Here is a 16,813-nt window from a genome sequence, read left to right on the forward strand (position 1 = left end):
CGATGATCAACGGGTTCCTGCGCATCCTCGGCCCCGAGCGCGGCAAGATGTACAGCTTCCTGGCGTGGGCCGTCGGTTATGGCCTGCTGCACGGTCTTTCGATGACGCTGCTGGTGCCGATCTCGCTGGCCTTGTTCGACGGTGACTTCGGCACGGCGACCCGGTGGCTGGTCGTGCTGGCGGTGGTGGTGTTGCTCAGCGCGGTCGCACACTACGTACAGGCCGCGCAGTCGATGCGGATGGCGCTGACCACCATGCGGCTGCTGCACCACCGGATCGGTGACCACATGGTCACCCTGCCGCTGGGCTGGTTCACCCGGGAGCGCGTCGGCCAGGTGTCCCAGATCGCGGTCAAGGGCACGACTTTCGTCGGCACGAGCAGTGCGCACCTGGTGACGCCGCTGGTGGTCAACACCACCAGTGCGCTGACCGTGGTGGCCGGCTTGTTCGTCTTCGACTGGCGGATCGGCGTCGCCGCGCTGGTCGGTGGGGCGATCCTGATCCTCGCCACCCGGGCCTCGGCCGCGTTGATCGCGTCGGCCGAGGCGCGCACGCATGCCGCCGAGATCGAGGTGAACTCCCGGGTCATCGAATTCGCGCGCTGCCAGCCGGTGCTGCGGGCGTTCGGGCGGACGGGGGCCGAATTCGATCCGCTCACCGGGGCATTGGCCGAGCAGGAGCACGTCGGCAGGCGCGCGCTGTGGGCCTCGGTGGCGGGCATGATGCTGAGCGGCGTCGGCGTGCAGGCGGTGCTGGGTGGACTGATCACGGTGGGCGTCTGGCTGGCCGTCGGTGGCGAGATCAACCCGGTGACGCTGGTGGCCATCCTCGGGCTGGCGGCGCGGTTCACCTCGCCGCTGTCGGAACTGGCCGAATACGGCTCGGCGATGCGGATGGCCGGTGCGGAACTGGACCGGATCACGTCGGTGCTCGACACCCCAGCGCTGCCGGAACCCGCTGTGCCGCAATCGGTGTCGACGCCGGGACAGGTCGAACTGGACGGCGTCGCTTTCAGTTATCCGGGCCGCCGCGTGCTCGCGGACGTCAGCTTCATCGCGGCGCCGGGCACCATGACCGCACTCGTCGGTCCGTCGGGTTCAGGCAAGACCACCATCACCCGCCTGCTGGCGCGCTTCTACGACGTGGACGCCGGCGTGGTCCGGGTCGGCGGCATCGATGTCCGGGACCAGAGTACGGCGGACTTGATGGCCCAGCTGTCCCTCGTGTTCCAGGACGTCTACCTGTTCGACGACACCCTGTGGGAGAACGTGCGCATCGGTGCGCCGACCGCATCTGACAACGACATCAGGGAGGCGGCCCGCACCGCTGGTCTGCAGCCGGTCGTGGACCGGCTGCCGGCCGGCTGGCAGACCCGGGTCGGTGAGGGCGGTTCGGCGCTGTCCGGCGGTGAACGCCAACGCGTCTCGATCGCGCGGGCATTGCTGAAAAACGCTCCGGTGGTGCTGTTCGACGAGGCCACCAGCGCGCTGGACCCCGAGAACGAACGCCACGTCGCCGCGTCCATCCGCGAGCTGGCGGACCGCAGCACCGTCATCGTGATCGCGCACAAACTGTCGACGGTCACCGCCGCCGACAACATCGTCGTGCTGTCCGACAGCGGCACGGTGGATGACAGCGGTACGCATGACCAGCTGATGGCGCGCGGTGGCCGCTACGCCGATTTCTGGGCACAACGGACGTCGGCCGGTGGGTGGACCGTCGCGACCCGGGAGGCAAAAGCTGACGCTGGGGCCTGAATCACAGGGGCGGGCAGTGTTTTTTGGGTGAGGTTAGGCTAAATTAACTTTCGTGACTGCTGAAGCTATAGACGCGGCGTCGGTGACGCGCATTGCTTTGCCCGCCGACGTCGCCCCGGCCGATCTGATCGCGCAACTGGCAGCCGAACTACCGGAGCGTTCGGGCGCCGACTATGTCGGCTACGAGCATTCGGGTGAGTGGGCGCTGGCCATCGGAGTGCGCACCGCCATCGAGTTCGACAGCGACGAATTACGGATCGTCGACGCCGGCGGCGCGGTTGCCCGCCACGCGTGGACCGGCCGGCCCGGAGAGGTGCTCGGCGACGCCGTCGACCGACTGCTCCTGGAGACAGACCGGCTGTTCGGTTGGGTCGCTTTCGAATTCGGCGCCTACCGGTTCGGGCTGGCGCAGCGCCTGCCCGCCGGGACCCCGCTGGCGCGGGTCTTCAGTGCGCAGACGCAGGTCGTCGTCGCCGACGGTGAGGTGTGCGTGTCGGGCGATGCGGACGTGGTGACCGATACATTGAATCGGTTGCTGCAGAAGGGCATCCCGGCGGCCGGGGCCACGCGCGCCGTCGACGTGAGCGTCGACGGCAGTGACTACCCGGCGCGGGTTGCCGCCGCCGTCGCCGAGATCGTGGCGGGGGACTACCAGAAGGTGATCTTGTCGCGCCGGTTCGAGGTACCGTTCGCGGTCGACTTCCCGGCGACGTACCGGGTGGGCCGGGCGAACAACACCCCGGTGCGGTCATTCCTGTTGCGGCTCGGCGGGATTCGCGCCCTGGGCTTCAGTCCCGAACTCGTCGCCGCGGTGCGGGCCGACGGCACCGTGGTCACCGAGCCGCTGGCCGGCACCCGCGCGTTCGGCCGCGGCGCCGATCACGACCGCGCGGCCCGTGAGGACCTCGAATCGAACTCGAAAGAGATTGTGGAGCACGCCATTTCGGTCCGCAGCTCGCAGGAGGAGGTCGCCGAGGTGGCCAAACCGGGCACCACGGTCGTCAGCGATTTCATGACGGTGCGCGAGCGCGGCAGCGTGCAGCACCTGGGCTCTACCGTGTCCGGGCAGCTGTCGGACCAGATGAACCGGATGCATGCGCTCGAGGCGCTCTTCCCGGCGGTGACGGCCTCGGGGATCCCCAAGGCGGAGAGCGTCGACGCCATCATGCGGCTCGACGAGGCGCCGCGCGGGCTGTATTCGGGCGCGGTCGTGATGTTCAGCGCCGACGGCGGCATGGACGCGGCGCTGACACTGCGTTCGGCCTACGAAGCTGACGGCCAGACCTGGCTGCGGGCCGGCGCCGGCATCATCGCCGAGTCGACTCCGGACCGCGAGTTCGAGGAGACCTGCGAGAAGCTGACGACGCTCGCGCCGTACCTCGTGCCCCGCGCCTGAGCTAGAAGCCCAGGCCGGCCGGGGCTTCGGCAGGCGGTTCGCCACCGGCTGCGGTGAACGCATGCAGCACGCGGACCATGCCCGTGCGCTCACGCGCCGGCATGACCTCGACGACCCGGGCGATCTCGGCGCGGCGGCGAGCGGTCACGGTATCTACGACGGCCCGTCCCCGGCGAGTCAGTTCGACGACGATTTCGCGGCCTGAGCTCGGGTGTCGGTGCCGGTCGATCAGCCCGGCGGAGGCCAGACGCTCGGCCATGCGCCCGATCGTCGACGGTTGCACGTCCAGTTGAGCGGCAAGCGTGGTCAGGTTGGTGGGGCCACGCGCCGCCAGGATTGCCAACACCCGCAACTGGGGAACCGTCAGCGCGTCGTCGACGGTCGCGACCGAGCGGGCCGTGATGTCCAGGAGCAGGCGTGATGCGGTGACGAGTGCGTCGGCGATGGCGTCGGCCGATGGCACGGCCGCGGATCTCGGACAGGCTGTCACCGGGTCACCTCCTGGATGGAAGTATAAATTTACTGTCTTGTCAATTTGGAAGTCGTTACCAAACGGTGACCTGCGGGGTATGGTGCACCGGTGGACAAGCCCGGATTAGCTGCCGACGCGCGCGCACGGCGCCGCTGGTCGGTGGCTCTGGCGGCGCTCGTCATGCCGGCCGCGGCGTTCGTCACCGCGGGCACCGCGACCCACACGGCCACCACCGCCACTGAGGTGGACGTCTGCTGCGCACAGGTGGTCCTGGCCGAGCCGGCCGCTGCGCATCCGGGTTCGCTGATCGTCGCCGAGGCCGCCGAGAGTTCACGCGCGATGGTGCGCACCATCGCTTTGCCGGTTGGCGTCGCCGCCGAACGCGGACTGCAGGTCGACACCATCCTCGCCGAGCGGGCCGTCAGCGCGACATTCCCGGAGATCCACGCCATGACCGGGGTCCGTCCCGACTCGCTGCGCTGGCATCCCGAAGGCCTGGCGCTCGACGTGATGGTGCCCGACTACGGGTCGTCCGCCGGCAAGGCGCTGGGGGACCGCATCCTGTCATACGTGCTGGCCAACGCCCGCCGATTCGATCTGAATCATGTGATCTGGCGGCAGGCGATCTATTTCCCGGACGGCACCGCGCACCGGATGCCGGATTACGGCGGGCCCGACGCCAACCACTACACGCACGTGCACATCTCGACCAACGGCGGCGGCTACCCGACGGGCAGCGAGGCCTACGTCATGTCCGCGTCGGGGCCGACGCTGGTCAAGGACGCCCCGACACCGACCGTCACGTTCGTCAGCGCGCACTGAGCCCGGAGGCGGGGTTCCGCTCCGCCTCCTCACATCGCGCCGGCGGTCGGCCCGCGCTGAGCCGGGCCCCGGCGAGCGCACCGATGAAGAGCGCCAACAGCATCCAGCCCGCGCCTGTACCCAGCCCGTTCTTGGCCATCAGCAGCAGCGCCACCCCGGCCACGCAGACCAGCACGCCCGCCACGGTCGACGCGCGCCCCGACGCCCGGACTCGCGCGTCCCACCAGCGCAGCGGGTTGTGCTCGAGCGGCGACAGCAGCAGGAACATGACCGTCATCACCACCGCGAAGACGAGTGCCCGGATCGCGATGTTGCGCCAGAAGTACGGGGCCGCAGGGTCGTAGGCATCCAGGCCAACCGCGTGCAGGCCGAACGTCGCGATGGCGATGGCCGCGATGTGCCACAGGTACAGCGTCATCGCCCCGCTGTTGCCCACCACGATCAGATACCAGATGCGGGGACGTTCGGCCCACCGCCGCACCGCACCGGCGCAGGCGATGAACAGACTGGACATCCAGATGCACTGCAGCGCAAGCAGAAGCGTGGGCGGCGTGACGTTGGACATGCGTTCGGTGCCGGTGACCACCAGTGACACGTCGTACGGTCCGAACTCGGCCAGCAGCACCTGTACGGCCAGCGTGCCGGCGGCCACGGCCAGCGCGGTACCGGGTGCGATGAATCGGTGCGCGTACGCCGCGCCGATGACCATCGGAATCAGCCAGGCCACAAGGAGATTCGCCGCGCCGGCCTCCATCGTGTGCGTGCTGATGCGGGCCCAGTCGCCGAGCGCGGCAGCCGCCATGAGGCCCATGACCACCAGCGTGACCGAGCGGCCAGAGCGCAACCGGGCCAACGCGGGGACGAATGCCAGCACGATCAGATACGTGCCGAGGAACCACAGCAGCGCGACCGCCTCGTTGCCCAGCGCCGCCGCGGACTCGGCGCCCATGGTGAACCGCACCGCGATCAGCGCGACGGTCCAGGCGCCCAGGTACCACAGGGCCGGTCGGCACAGACGTTGGGCCCGGGTGAAAAGCCAGGTACCCCAGGGTGTTCCGTCCTGCCAGCTGTAGACGCCGGCTGCGGCGCCGGCGAAGAAGAACAACGGCATGACCTGGAGTACCCAGGTGGCCGGTTGCAGACTGGGGACGGCACCCAACGTGTTGCCGATCTGGACGCCGTCGGAGGTGATGGTGGCCAGCAACAGCGCGCAGTGGCCGAACATCACCACCAGCAGCGCACTCAGCCGAGCCACGTCGATGCTCCGGTCGCGGTCGGGTGCGGTGCCGTCGATCACGGCGTGGAAGTCGGGCAGCAGTCTCGGCATGACCTGATGATGCCCCAGCGCCGGGCGGCGCGGATGAGTGTGACTACTCAGACCCGGAGGCGATCACCGCGACGTCGGCGGCAGCGTCGTGCTGCCCGACGAACCGGCGGATGCGGGCCACCGCGAACACGATGCACAGCACCACGAGCGTGGGGCCGGTCGCCACGATGACGAACTGCGAGATGTCGACCGGGTAGTTGAAGATCATGTACAGCGCGAAGACGGGATAGAAACCGCAGAGGAGCCCGAGCCCGACGCACAGCTGCGTGTGCAACCGGTGCCAGCCCTGGATGCTCCGCTCGGTCCAGCCGCGTTCGGGCAGGGCCGCCTCGGCGAGCGCGGGCGAGATGACGCCTGCCATCTTCTTCGAATTCGGCTTGCGCAGCAGCCCGCTGATGGCGAAGGACCACACCAGCAGTGACATGGGGACGAGCTCGAGGGCCTGCACGATGCGCGGGTTCCTGGTGGTGAGCGCGATGGCCAGCGAGCACGCCGCGCCGACGATCACCACGACGTTCGCGGGCTCGACCTTCCGCTTGCGCACCATGGTCAGTGCGCCCTGCGCGGCCGCGGTGATGATGGCCCCGACCAGCGCCAGGTACGGCTCGACGTCGAACACGCGCAGCACGTAATACGCGACCAGCGGTGGCACGGTGTTGATCGCGGTGTTGACGATGTACTCGCGCAGGGTCTTCGGAGTATCGGACATGGGGGCTGGCTCCTTGCGGGGGTCGGTTTAACCCGCGGGCAGACGTAAAACCGTCGATATAGGTCGGAAATCGACAGTTTTGCGGCTGCTCGCGAGGGGCTGTCAGGTGGTGGCTGTGGTGACCGCGCGGATGATGGCCTTCTTGTCGACCTTGCCGACCGCGGTCACCGGTAGTGACGGCTGTGCGATCAGGGCGTCGGGCCGGCTGTGGACCGCCACGCCGCGGTCGTCGAGGTAGCCGTTGAGGTCGCTGAGGCTGACGGCGGGTCCGCTGAAAACAACCACCGCACAAATCTTTTCGCCGAGGTAAGGGTCGGGCACCGGGACGGCGGCCGCGGCCCGGATCGACGGGTGCGTGAGCAGATGCTCCTCGAGGTCGAGCGCCGAGATGGTCTCCCCGCCCCGATGGATGACGTCCTTGATGCGTCCGGTGACCTCGAGATAGCCGTCGGCCCGGCGGCGCACCCGGTCTCCGCTGCGGTAGAAGCCGTCGGGGCTGAAGGACCGCTCGTTGTCGGACGGGGCCCGGTAGTAGCCGTTGAGCGTGTACGGCCCACGCACCAGCAGTTCGCCTTCGCCGCCGACCGGCACGTCGGCGCCCTCGTCATCGACGATGCGCAGTTCGTCGTCAGGGCACAGCGGTGCCCCTTGGGTGTGGTCCAGCAGTTCGGGATCGTCGCCGGGGCGGGTGTAGTTGATGAGCCCTTCGGCCATGCCGAAAACCTGTTGCAGGCCGGGGGTCAGCGCGGCGCGGGCGGCCGCCGCATCCGGTGCGGACAGCTTGGCGCCGCCGACCTGGAGCAGTCGTAAAGTGCTGGGCCGCTGCGGTTCCCAATCGCAGGCCTGCGTCCACAGGGTGGCCAGCGCGGGCACCAGAGCGCAGACGGTGACGCGGTGCCGGGCGATGGTGGCGAATGCGGACTCCGGGCTGGGATCGGTGGTGAAGACGGTGGTGGCGCCGACGGACATCGTGCCGAGCATCCCCGGGCACGACAGCGGGAAGTTGTGCGCTGCCGGCAACACCGTCAGATACACGTCGTCATGGGTCATTTCGCACAGCGCGGCGCTGGCGGTGGCGTTGTAGTAGTAGTCGTCGTGCGTGCGGGGGATGAGCTTCGGCGCCCCGGTGGTGCCGCCGGACACCAAGAGTAGGGCGGGTTCAGCTGTGTCGACCGTGGGCGCGGTTACCGGAGTATGACCGAAAAGGGAAGTCCAGCTGGTGAATTCGCCGGCCTCGCCGTCGACGACCACGTGCCGGAGGCGCGGGTGCGCGGCGACCAACTCGCGCGCCATGTCGCGGTAGTCGAAGCCGCCGAACCGGTCGGCGATGACGAGGGCGACGGCGCCGCTGACCGTGGCGAAATGGCCGAGTTCGGCGCGGCGATGGGCGGGAAGGCACATGACGGGCACCGCACCCGCGCGCAGCAGCCCGAACAGGGCAATGGCGAAGTCGGCGGTATTGGGCATTTGCAGCAGTACCCGGTCGCCGGTCTCGATGCCGAGAGCCGCGAACCCAGCGGCCGCTTCGGAGGCCAGCTGATCGAGTGCAGCGAACGTATGTGATGCGGACGGATCGACGACGGCCACGCGGTCCGGCCATTGGCGCGCGGCGTCGGACAGAAGGCTGTCCAGTGGTTTACCGGTCCAGTAGCCCGCCTGACGGTAGCGCTCGGCGCGGTCGTGCGGGAACGGAACGAAACCATCCAGCAAATGCTGTTCAGCCTCAGCGGAGGCAGTGGTGCGCGTCACGGCGGATCCCTCGGGGTAGGCATGGAGGTAGCAGCAATATAGGGTAGCCTAATCAAAATTAGGACAGCCTGTCTTTAACGTGTTCGGGAGGTTTTGTGGGCGTCGTGGCAGTGAATTCGCAGGCCATCCGCGAGGAGGTTGCCGAACTCCTGGGCACCCGTGCCGACACCCTCGACCCTGGCGCCGACCTCATCGGCCAGGGCCTCGACTCGATCCGCATGATGTCGCTCGCCGGACGCTGGCGGAAGCAGGGCATCGACATCGACTTCGCCGCACTGGCCGCCGAGCCGACCATCGTGGCGTGGTCGGAACTGCTGTCCGCGGCGGGCGGCCTGCAGCGTGCCGAAACCGCGGTACCGCAGGATGATTCGGAACACGACCAGCCCTTCGGCCTGGCCCCGATGCAGCACGCCATGTGGGTGGGCCGGGAAGACGACCAGCAACTGGGTGGCGTCGCCGGACACCTCTATGTCGAATTCGACGGCCACGGGGTCGATGTCGAGCGATTGACCACCGCCGCAACGGCTTTGGCGGTCCGGCATCCCATGCTGCGCGTGCAGTTCCGCGCCGACGGCACGCAGCGCATTCGCCCGCAGGACGGAGACTTCCCGGTGACGGTCACCGACCTGCGGGACCTGCCGGCGGATCAGATCGCCGAACAGCTGGCCGTCACCCAGTGCCGCAAGGCGCACCAGCAGTTGACCGACGAGGTCTTCGAACTGAGCCTGACGCTGCTGCCGGAGGGCAAGACCCGCCTGCACGTCGACCTGGACATGCAGGCCGCCGACGCCATGAGCTACCGCACGCTGATGGCCGATCTCGCCGCCCTGTACCGCGGTGTCGAGCTCGCCCCCCTGACCTACACGTACCGCGAATACCGCGTGGCTGCGGCGCAGTCGGCGGCGCAGCCCGATCCCAAGGCCGAAGCCGATCGGCAGTGGTGGGGCGAGCGGCTTCCGGAACTTCCCGATCCGCCGCGCCTGCCGCTGGTTCCGACCGCCGAGCAGAACGACCCGAGGCACACCACCCGCCGCTGGCACTGGCTGGCCCCCGACGTGCGGGACGCGCTCTATGGCGCGGCCCGCCGGCGTGGGATCACGCCCGCGATGGCCCTGGCCGCGTCCTTTTCCGATGCCCTGGCCTGCTGGTCGGCCGGGCAGCGCTTCCTGCTGAATGTGCCGCTGTTCGGACGCGAGCAACGCCACGCCGATGTCGATCGACTGGTCGGTGATTTCACGTCGTCGCTGCTGCTCGACGTCGACCTGACCGACGCGGCCACCGCGACCGCGCGCTGCGGCGCCCTGCAGGACGCATTCCGCACTGCCGCAGCACATTCCGGCTATTCCGGGCTCGAGGTGCTGCGGGACCTGAGCCGGCATCGCGGCACCCAGGTGCTGGCACCGGTGGTGTTCACCAGCGCCCTGGGCCTCGGCGAACTGTTCGGCTCGGCAGTGATCGAGACGTTCGGCACCCCCGGGTGGATCAATTCGCAAGGACCGCAGGTGATGCTGGACGCCCAGGTGACCGAGTTCAACGGTGGTGTGCTGGTGAACTGGGATGTGCGCGAGGACGCGTTCCCCGACGGCGTCATCGACGCGATGTTCGCCCGGCACATCGCCGAGTTGGAGCGGCTGGCCGGCGACGACACGGCGTGGGAGGCCCCCACACCCGAGCCCATGTCGGCGGCCCAGCGTGCGGTCCGCGACGCGGCAAACAGCCGCACCGCGGCGCCCAGCGGTGCGGCACTGCATACCGGCTTCTTCGCCTCGGCTGCCGCCCGGCCGGGCGCCACGGCCATGATCGGCGAGGCCCGGCAGTGGACGTATGCCGAATTGGCCGAGGAAGTTTCGGCTGTCGCGTCAGCGCTGCAGGTCGCCGGCATCGTGCCGGGCGACACCGTCGCCGTGCTCGGCCCCAAGGGCGCGGAGCAGATCATCGCGCTCCTGGCCATCCTGGCGGCCGGCGGGGTCTACCTGCCGATCGGCGTGGACCAGCCCGCCGACCGCACCGAGAAGATCCTCGCCACCGGCGGCGTCCGGATGGCGCTCTATTGCGGTGACCTGGTGCCGTCGTGGCGTCCGTCGCTCACCGTGACGGAGGCGCTGCGGATCGGCCGACGTGCCGAAGGACCGTTCGTCCCGGCCGCCACCGATCCCCATGAGCTGGCCTACGTGCTGTTCACCTCCGGCTCGACCGGTGAGCCCAAGGGCGTCGAGGTCACCCATGACGCGGCGATGAACACCGCGGAATTCCTGTACCGGCACTTCGGCATCGGGCCGGCTGACCGCTGCCTGGCGCTCGCGACGCTGGAATGCGACCTGTCGGTGCTCGACATGTTCGCCACGCTCGCCACCGGTGGCAGCATCGTGGTGGTCGACGAGCCGTACCGGCGCGACCCGGACCGCTGGGCCGCCCTCATTGCCGAGCACGGCGTGACGGTGCTCAATTTCCTGCCGGGCTGGCTGGAGATGCTGGTCTCGGTAAATGAGGGAGTCGGTGCGGACCGTTTGCAGTCGGTCCGTGTGGTGCTCACCGGCGGCGACTGGGTCCGGACCGCCATGGTCCGGCACCTACAGGCGCAGGCCCCGGGCGTCCGCGTCGCCGGCTTGGGCGGCGCCACCGAAACCGCCATTCACGCAACCATTTTCGAGGCCGGCGAGCTGCCGGACACCTGGTCGGCGGTGCCCTACGGTGTGCCGTTCACCAACAACGCGTGCCGGGTGGTCAACGAGGCGGGCCAGGACTGCCCCGACTGGGTGGCCGGCGAGCTGTGGTTCACCGGACGTGGCATCGCCTCGGGCTACCGCGGCCGGGCAGATCTGACCGCCGACCGCTTCGTGCGCTACGCCGGCCGAACCTGGTACCGCTCAGGAGATTTGGCGCGCTACCGGCCGGACGGCATCCTGGAGTTCGTCGGGCGTGCTGACCACCGGGTGAAGATCAGCGGCTACCGCATCGAACTCGGTGACGTCGAGGCCGCGCTGCAGCGGGTGCCCGGCGTGCGTGCCGCGGTGGCCGGTGTGGTCTCCGGTGGGGAACGAGGGCACGACGTGCTGGCGGCCCTGGTCTCGGTCGACGACCCGGAGCTGACCGCCGAGCGCATCTCCGCGGCTGTCGCCGAACTCGTACCGCCGCATATGATCCCGCGCCAGCTGCAGGTGGTTGCGGCCATTCCTTTCACCGTCGGCGGCAAGACCGACCGCCGGGCCGCTGCCGGTCAACTCGCGGCGCTGGTGCAGGCGGCCGACGGCGCCGACCGGGCGCAGCCGGAGACCACGCTGGAGCGAGCGTTGGTCGCCATCGTCTCGGAACTGCTCGCCGTCGAGGCAGGTGTCGAGGACGACTTCTTCGAGCTCGGTGGTGACTCGGTGCTCGCGACCGCCACTGTGGCGCGGATCCGGAAGTGGCTGGACACCCCGACCGTGGGCGTGCCCGATATCTTCGCGGCCCGGACGGTGCGGACGCTGGCACAGCGGCTCACCAGCCGCGAGGACGGCAGTGGGCGACTCGAGATGGTCGCCGAGCTCTACCTGGAGATCGCCGAGATGAACCACGACGACGTGCTCACCGCGCTGGACCCGGCGGCCGTCTCATGACCGAGATGACAACGACTTTCGAACCCTGGATCAAGCACTACCCGGGTTCCGGTGACACCGGCGCGGTCGTGATCTTCCCGCATGCCGGGGGTGCCGCGGTCGCCTACCGGGACCTCGCAACTGCCGTGTCGGGCAAGGGGATCGACACGTACGTCGTGCAGTACCCGCGCCGCGCCGACCGGCTGGCGCATCCGGCGCATCCGACGGTCGAGCAACTGGCCGCCGATCTGTTCGCGGCGGGTGACTGGGCGGGCGTCGGCCCGCTGCGGCTCGTCGGGCACTGCATGGGTGCTGTGGTGGCCTTCGAGTTCGCGCGCGTAGCCGAACGGAGCGGGGCCACCGTGCACAGCTTGTGGGCGTCCGCGGGCCAGGCGCCGTGCGATGTGGTCGACGCGCCGCCGCTGCCGACCGGACCGCGCGAAATGCTCGCCGAGATGGTCGATCTCGGCGGCACCGACCCCCGGCTGCTCGCCGACGTGGATTTCGTGGAGATGCTGCTGATGGCGGTGGGGGCCGACTACGAAGCGCTCAACCGGTACGCCGGCGGTGGCCGCATCGCCGCCGACATCCATGCCCTCGGCGGCCGCGACGATCATCGCATCGACCGGGACATGCTGCGCCGCTGGGAGAACCACACGTCGGGCGGCTTCACCCTGGCCGAGTTCGACGGCGGCCACTTCTACCTCAACGACCAGCTGGACACGATCGCGGAAGTGATCAGTGCGCGCTGAACCGACGGACCCCGACTCGAGAACCGACGATCCTGTCGTCATCGTCGGGATGGCGGTGGAAGCCCCCGGCGACGTGGACGACGCGGAAAGCTATTGGCAGCTGCTGTCTTCCGGGCGAGAGGCGCTCGGCGCGTTCCCGGAAGACCGCGGCTGGGCCGTGCGCGACCTGCTCGCCGGCTCGCGCCGGGACGGGTTCAAACGCATCCACAATCGGGGTGGATTCCTCACCGGCGCGGCACTTTTCGATCCCTCGTTCTTCGGCATCTCGCCGCGCGAGGCGGTGGCGATGGACCCGCAGCAGCGCGTCGCGCTGCGGGTGACGTGGCGGGCACTGGAAAACGCCGGCATCAACCCGGATGATCTGGCCGGGCATGACGTCGGCTGCTACATCGGCGCCTCGGCCACCGGCTACGGTCCCGATCTCGCCGACTACTCCGACCTGAGTGGGCATCTGATCACCGGGACATCGCTCGGCGTGATCTCCGGACGGATCGGCTACCTGTTGGGCCTCGATGGTCCGGCGCTCACGATCGACACGTCGTGCTCGTCGGCGCTGACCGCGTTCCACACCGCCGTACAGGCACTGCGCACGGGTGACTGCAGCATGGCGCTGGCCGGTGGGGTTTGCGTCATGGGATCGCCGGGATACTTCGTCGAATTCGCCAAACAGCACGCCCTCTCGGACGACGGGCACTGCCGGCCCTACAGCGCGCAGGCCAGCGGCACCGTGTGGGCCGAAGGCGCCGGCATGTTTGTGCTGGAACGAAAGTCGTTGGCGCAGCGCAACGGCCACCGCGTGCTCGCGGAGGTGCGCGCCAGCTGCCTCAACCAGGACGGACACAGCACCGGCCTGACCGCGCCGAGCGGGCCGGCGCAGGCGCGGCTGTTCGGCCGCGCGCTCGAACTCGCCGGTGCGCGGCCCGACCAGATCGGAATGATCGAAGGACACGGCACCGGAACCACACTCGGTGACCGGACCGAATTGAACTCGCTGGCCCAGACCTACGGTGCCACCGCACCTGGCCGGGGCGCGGTCCTGGGCTCGGTGAAATCCAACGTCGGGCACAGTCAGGCCGCCGCGGGTGCGCTGGGACTGGCCAAGGTCCTGGTGTCGGCCGAGCACGCCGTCATCCCGGCGAGTCTGCACACCACCCAGGCCAGCGCCGAAATCGACTGGAGCGCACAGGGACTACGGCTCGCCACCAACCACAGCCCATGGCCCGCCGCGGGCGGCGAGCGCCTTGCCGCGGTCTCGGCTTTCGGCATGAGCGGCACCAACGCGCACGTCGTCGTCGCGATGCCGGAGGGATTGGTGGCGTGATGAGCCTTTCGCACTTTCCCGACGGCCGCGTACCCGTCCTGCTCAGCGCACACAGCGAAGCGCTGCTGGCCGCGGAGGCGACCGGCGTCGCCGACTACCTGGACCGTCGTGGTGCCGTAAGCATCGGTGCGGTGGCTGCGATGCTGTTGCGGCTGCGCCGTCGTCGCCGGTTCCGGGCCGTGGTGCGGGCGCATGACGCGGCCGAGCTGGCTGCCGCACTGCGGGCGCTGGCCGCGGGGGAGGAGCACCCGCTGGTCGCGGTATCCGCGCGGACGGCAGCGCCCCGGACGGCCTTCGTGTTCCCCGGCAATGGCGGCCAATGGCCGGCGATGGGCGCCGACGCATACCGGCAGCTGCCGGTGTACCGCGCTGCCGCCGACCGGTGCGCTGAGGCGTTCGTCGCGGCGGGCATCGACTCACCGCTGGCCTTTCTGGTCGACCCGGCCGACCGGGACTGGACCCAAATCCACAGTCAGAGTGCGCAGTTCACGCACGCCATCGGCCTCACATCGGTGTGGCAGGCACTGGGCATCGAGCCCGACGTCACGCTGGGACACAGCCTCGGCGAGATCGCCGCGGCTTATGTCGCCGGGGCCATGACGCTGGCCGAGGCGGTCGCCGTGGTCATCGCCCGGGCCGGGGCACTGGACGGCCTCGTCGGCGATTTCGGCGCCGCGAGCCTGGGGCTGAGCATCGACGAAGCGCAGCAGGCGGTTTCGAACGCCGCCGGGTGGATGGAACTGTCCGTGGTCAACTCGCCGGCGTCGGTCGTGGTGTCCGGCGAGCGGACCGCCGTCGCAGACCTGGTGGCCAACCTGCAATCCCACGGCCGCTTCGCGCGCGTCATCGCGATGAGCTTTCCCGCCCACACCAGTGCGCTCGATCCGCTACGTACACAAATGCTTTCCGGTGTACCGAAAGCGCGGTTCGTCCAGGGCACCGTGCCGTTCATCGGATCCGTCACCGGCGAGGCCGTCGGTGCGGATACCGAATTCGGTGAGTACTGGTACCGGAACCTACGGAACACCGTGCGGTTCGACCGGGCCGCCGCCGCGGCGCGGGACAGCGGCGTCGAGGCCTTCGTCGAGATGTCGGCACACCCCGCATTGCTGCACGCGCTCGCCGATAACGCCGCGAGCGGTGCGAGCGACCAGGTCGGCGAGCCGCTCATCGTCGGCTCGGGACGCCGCGACGAGACGCTGGTCGACGTACTCTCCGACAACATCGCGACGGTTGCCGTGTCCGACCCTGATTACGACTGGGCCGGGCACATCGAGACCGATCAACCGCTGCTGCACGGATTTCCGCATGCGCCGATGGCGGCGATGCACCTCTGGGCGACACCGGAACCGCTGCCCGCGGTTGCCGGACTGACGGTCGGCGCCGAACAGTGGCTTCCCCAGCCGGACGAGACCGTGCCGCTGATCATCCGGCGCGCTGCCGTGGTCGACCTGCCGGGACCGCGCGGTGCACTCGCCGACCATCTCCGCGACGGCGTGCGGGCCAACCTCGGCACGGTACTGGTCGAGCCGGCCGACGCCGATCTGCTCATCGTGGTCGCACCGATGCTCGACCACCCCGACACCGAGGCGGCGGTCACCGACCTGGCCGAGCTGATCGGCGGCGGGCTGTGCGACTACCCGAATGCCATCGGGCCACAATGCGCCGACGTGTGGCTGGTGACCGTCGGCGGCGAGCACGTGCGCGACGACGAGCCGGTGGCGCTGCCCGCCCAGGCAGCCCTCGCCGCCATGCACCGCAGCATCGGTTTCGACCATCCGGATCAGTCGTTCCGCCACCTCGACCTGGCATCCTGGGAACTCGACACGCCGGCGGCGACCGCTGTCATCGAGACCATGCTGGGCGCGGGAACCGAAGTGGCGCTGCGCGATTCGCTGCAGTACCGACGCGGTTTGCACGCGCTGCCGGATGGTGCTGCACCAGCGCCCGGGCTCCTCGACAACGTGGTCATCACCGGCGGCAACGGCGCGGTCGGCCTGCACTTCGCCCGGACCCTCGCCGCCGGGGGCGCCCGGCGCATCGTGCTGGTGAGCCGCAGCGGCAACAGCGCAGAGCAATTGGCCGAATTCGCCGGCACCGAGGTGCTCTCGGTGCAGTGCGACATCACGTCGCCCGAACAGGTTTCGGCCGCCGCAGCGGCCCACTGCGGTGACGGTGCGACGCTCGTGATCCATGCGGCCGGAGCGGCGACGTTCGGCACCACGGTGGGTGCGGACGAATTCGTCGCCACCGCGGCCGCGAAGGTCGGTGGCCTGGCCCGGCTGGCCGAGTGCTGGCCGCTGCGTCCGGAAGCCCGAATCCTGGTGTGCTCGTCGGTGTCCGGTCTGTGGGGCGGGCTCGGCCATGTTGCGTATGCGGCCGTCAACCGCATGCAGGATGTGATGGCCGGGCAGTTCCGCGCCGAGGGCCTCGACTGTGTGGCCGTGCGGTGGGGGCTGTGGCCGGGTGCCGGCATCGTCGGTGCCGACGACGTGGCACGGATCGAGCGCGCCGGACTGCGGGAGATGGATCCCGACATCGCGATCGATGCGGCTCTCGGAACCAACGCGCCCGCACCGCTGATCTTCAGCGCCGACGCCGAGCGGCTGGCGACGCTGCTCGGTGCGCCCCTGGTGGATGTGGAACCAGATGCACCGCAACAGGTTCCACCCACAGTCAGCGCCGGTGCCGATACCGAAGACGTCGTCCGCCATGAGCTGTCGGCGGTGCTCAAACTGGGCGACCCCGCCGACATCGACCTGACCGCGGCCCTGTTCGACCTGGGCCTGGATTCGCTGCTGGCACTGGACCTGCGCAAGCGACTGCGTCGGAGTACCGGCCGGTCCGTGCCGCTGGCCGGGCTGCTCAGCGGCATCACCGGTACCGAACTGGTGGATTTGCTAACCGAGAGATCAGAAAAGGTGGAGAGCTAG

Annotated in this window: 11 protein-coding genes; 7 read left to right on the forward strand and 4 right to left on the reverse strand. The window is 69.5% G+C overall.

The features are described 5' to 3' along the window. Positions 1-2 precede the first annotated feature (2 nt). Both QRN63_RS18430 and QRN63_RS18435 read left to right on the forward strand, forming a co-directional pair. The gene (locus tag QRN63_RS18430; RefSeq protein ID WP_285032210.1) at positions 3-1,757 is read left to right on the forward strand and encodes an ABC transporter ATP-binding protein; all 1,755 of its coding nucleotides are present in this window, start codon (positions 3-5) and stop codon (positions 1,755-1,757) included. 52 nt (positions 1,758-1,809) lie between these two features. After that, complete coding sequence (locus tag QRN63_RS18435) at positions 1,810-3,153, forward strand: salicylate synthase (protein ID WP_285032166.1); 1,344 nt, start codon at positions 1,810-1,812, stop codon at positions 3,151-3,153. A 1-nt stretch (position 3,154) separates the two neighbouring features. Here QRN63_RS18435 and QRN63_RS18440 read toward each other — a convergent pair whose 3' ends face one another. After that, the gene (locus QRN63_RS18440; protein WP_285032167.1) at positions 3,155-3,643 is read right to left on the reverse strand and encodes a MarR family winged helix-turn-helix transcriptional regulator; all 489 of its coding nucleotides are present in this window, start codon (positions 3,641-3,643) and stop codon (positions 3,155-3,157) included. 90 nt (positions 3,644-3,733) lie between these two features. On the opposite strand from QRN63_RS18440, the gene QRN63_RS18445 reads away from it, so the two are divergent. Then, the gene (locus QRN63_RS18445) at positions 3,734-4,447 is read left to right on the forward strand and encodes a VldE C-terminal domain-containing protein (RefSeq protein ID WP_285032168.1); all 714 of its coding nucleotides are present in this window, start codon (positions 3,734-3,736) and stop codon (positions 4,445-4,447) included. On the opposite strand, the gene QRN63_RS18450 is transcribed toward QRN63_RS18445, so the two are convergent. From QRN63_RS18450 to QRN63_RS18460, 3 genes are all read right to left on the reverse strand, one after another. Beyond that, positions 4,434-5,774 (reverse strand): acyltransferase family protein, encoded by a 1,341-nt coding sequence (locus tag QRN63_RS18450; RefSeq protein WP_285032169.1) that lies wholly within the window; start codon positions 5,772-5,774, stop codon positions 4,434-4,436. The genes QRN63_RS18445 and QRN63_RS18450 overlap by 14 nt on opposite strands. Before the next feature lie 43 nt (positions 5,775-5,817). Then, positions 5,818-6,483: a VC0807 family protein gene (locus tag QRN63_RS18455; protein ID WP_285032170.1), complete on the reverse strand. Its 666-nt coding sequence runs from the start codon at positions 6,481-6,483 to the stop codon at positions 5,818-5,820. Positions 6,484-6,585: 102 nt separating this feature from the next. Next, complete coding sequence (locus QRN63_RS18460) at positions 6,586-8,232, reverse strand: (2,3-dihydroxybenzoyl)adenylate synthase (protein WP_285032171.1); 1,647 nt, start codon at positions 8,230-8,232, stop codon at positions 6,586-6,588. A gap of 104 nt (positions 8,233-8,336) precedes the next feature. Between QRN63_RS18460 and QRN63_RS18465 the strand changes: the two genes are divergently transcribed. Genes QRN63_RS18465 through mbtD form a run of 4 tightly spaced genes read left to right on the forward strand, consistent with a single transcriptional unit; the run spans position 8,337 to position 16,813 of the window. Next, a complete protein-coding gene (locus tag QRN63_RS18465; protein ID WP_350224462.1) occupies positions 8,337-11,828 on the forward strand; it encodes a non-ribosomal peptide synthetase in 3,492 nt (1,163 codons plus the stop codon). Beyond that, positions 11,825-12,559, forward strand: coding sequence for a thioesterase II family protein (locus QRN63_RS18470; RefSeq protein WP_285032173.1), 735 nt, complete (start codon positions 11,825-11,827; stop codon positions 12,557-12,559). The genes QRN63_RS18465 and QRN63_RS18470 overlap by 4 nt, the downstream gene beginning before the upstream one ends. Then, on the forward strand, positions 12,549-13,880 hold the full coding sequence (locus QRN63_RS18475; protein ID WP_285032174.1) for a beta-ketoacyl [acyl carrier protein] synthase domain-containing protein: 1,332 nt from the start codon (positions 12,549-12,551) through the stop codon (positions 13,878-13,880). Before QRN63_RS18470 ends, QRN63_RS18475 begins: the two co-directional genes overlap by 11 nt. Further along, a complete protein-coding gene (gene mbtD, locus QRN63_RS18480; protein ID WP_285032175.1) occupies positions 13,880-16,813 on the forward strand; it encodes a mycobactin polyketide synthase MbtD in 2,934 nt (977 codons plus the stop codon). Before QRN63_RS18475 ends, mbtD begins: the two co-directional genes overlap by 1 nt.

The organism is Mycolicibacterium sp. lyk4-40-TYG-92 (genome assembly GCF_030209435.1).
Taxonomy (GTDB): Bacteria; Actinomycetota; Actinomycetes; order Mycobacteriales; family Mycobacteriaceae; genus Mycobacterium.

Bases quoted from the DNA above. Each gene is read 5' to 3' on its own strand.
- QRN63_RS18430 (WP_285032210.1), top strand. From the start codon at position 3: ATGATCAACGGGTTCCTGCGCATCCTCGGCCCCGAGCGCGGCAAGATG.
- QRN63_RS18450 (WP_285032169.1), bottom strand. From the start codon at position 5,774: ATGCCGAGACTGCTGCCCGACTTCCACGCCGTGATCGACGGCACCGCA.
- QRN63_RS18455 (WP_285032170.1), bottom strand. From the start codon at position 6,483: ATGTCCGATACTCCGAAGACCCTGCGCGAGTACATCGTCAACACCGCG.
- QRN63_RS18470 (WP_285032173.1), top strand. From the start codon at position 11,825: ATGACCGAGATGACAACGACTTTCGAACCCTGGATCAAGCACTACCCG.
- mbtD (WP_285032175.1), top strand. From the start codon at position 13,880: ATGAGCCTTTCGCACTTTCCCGACGGCCGCGTACCCGTCCTGCTCAGC.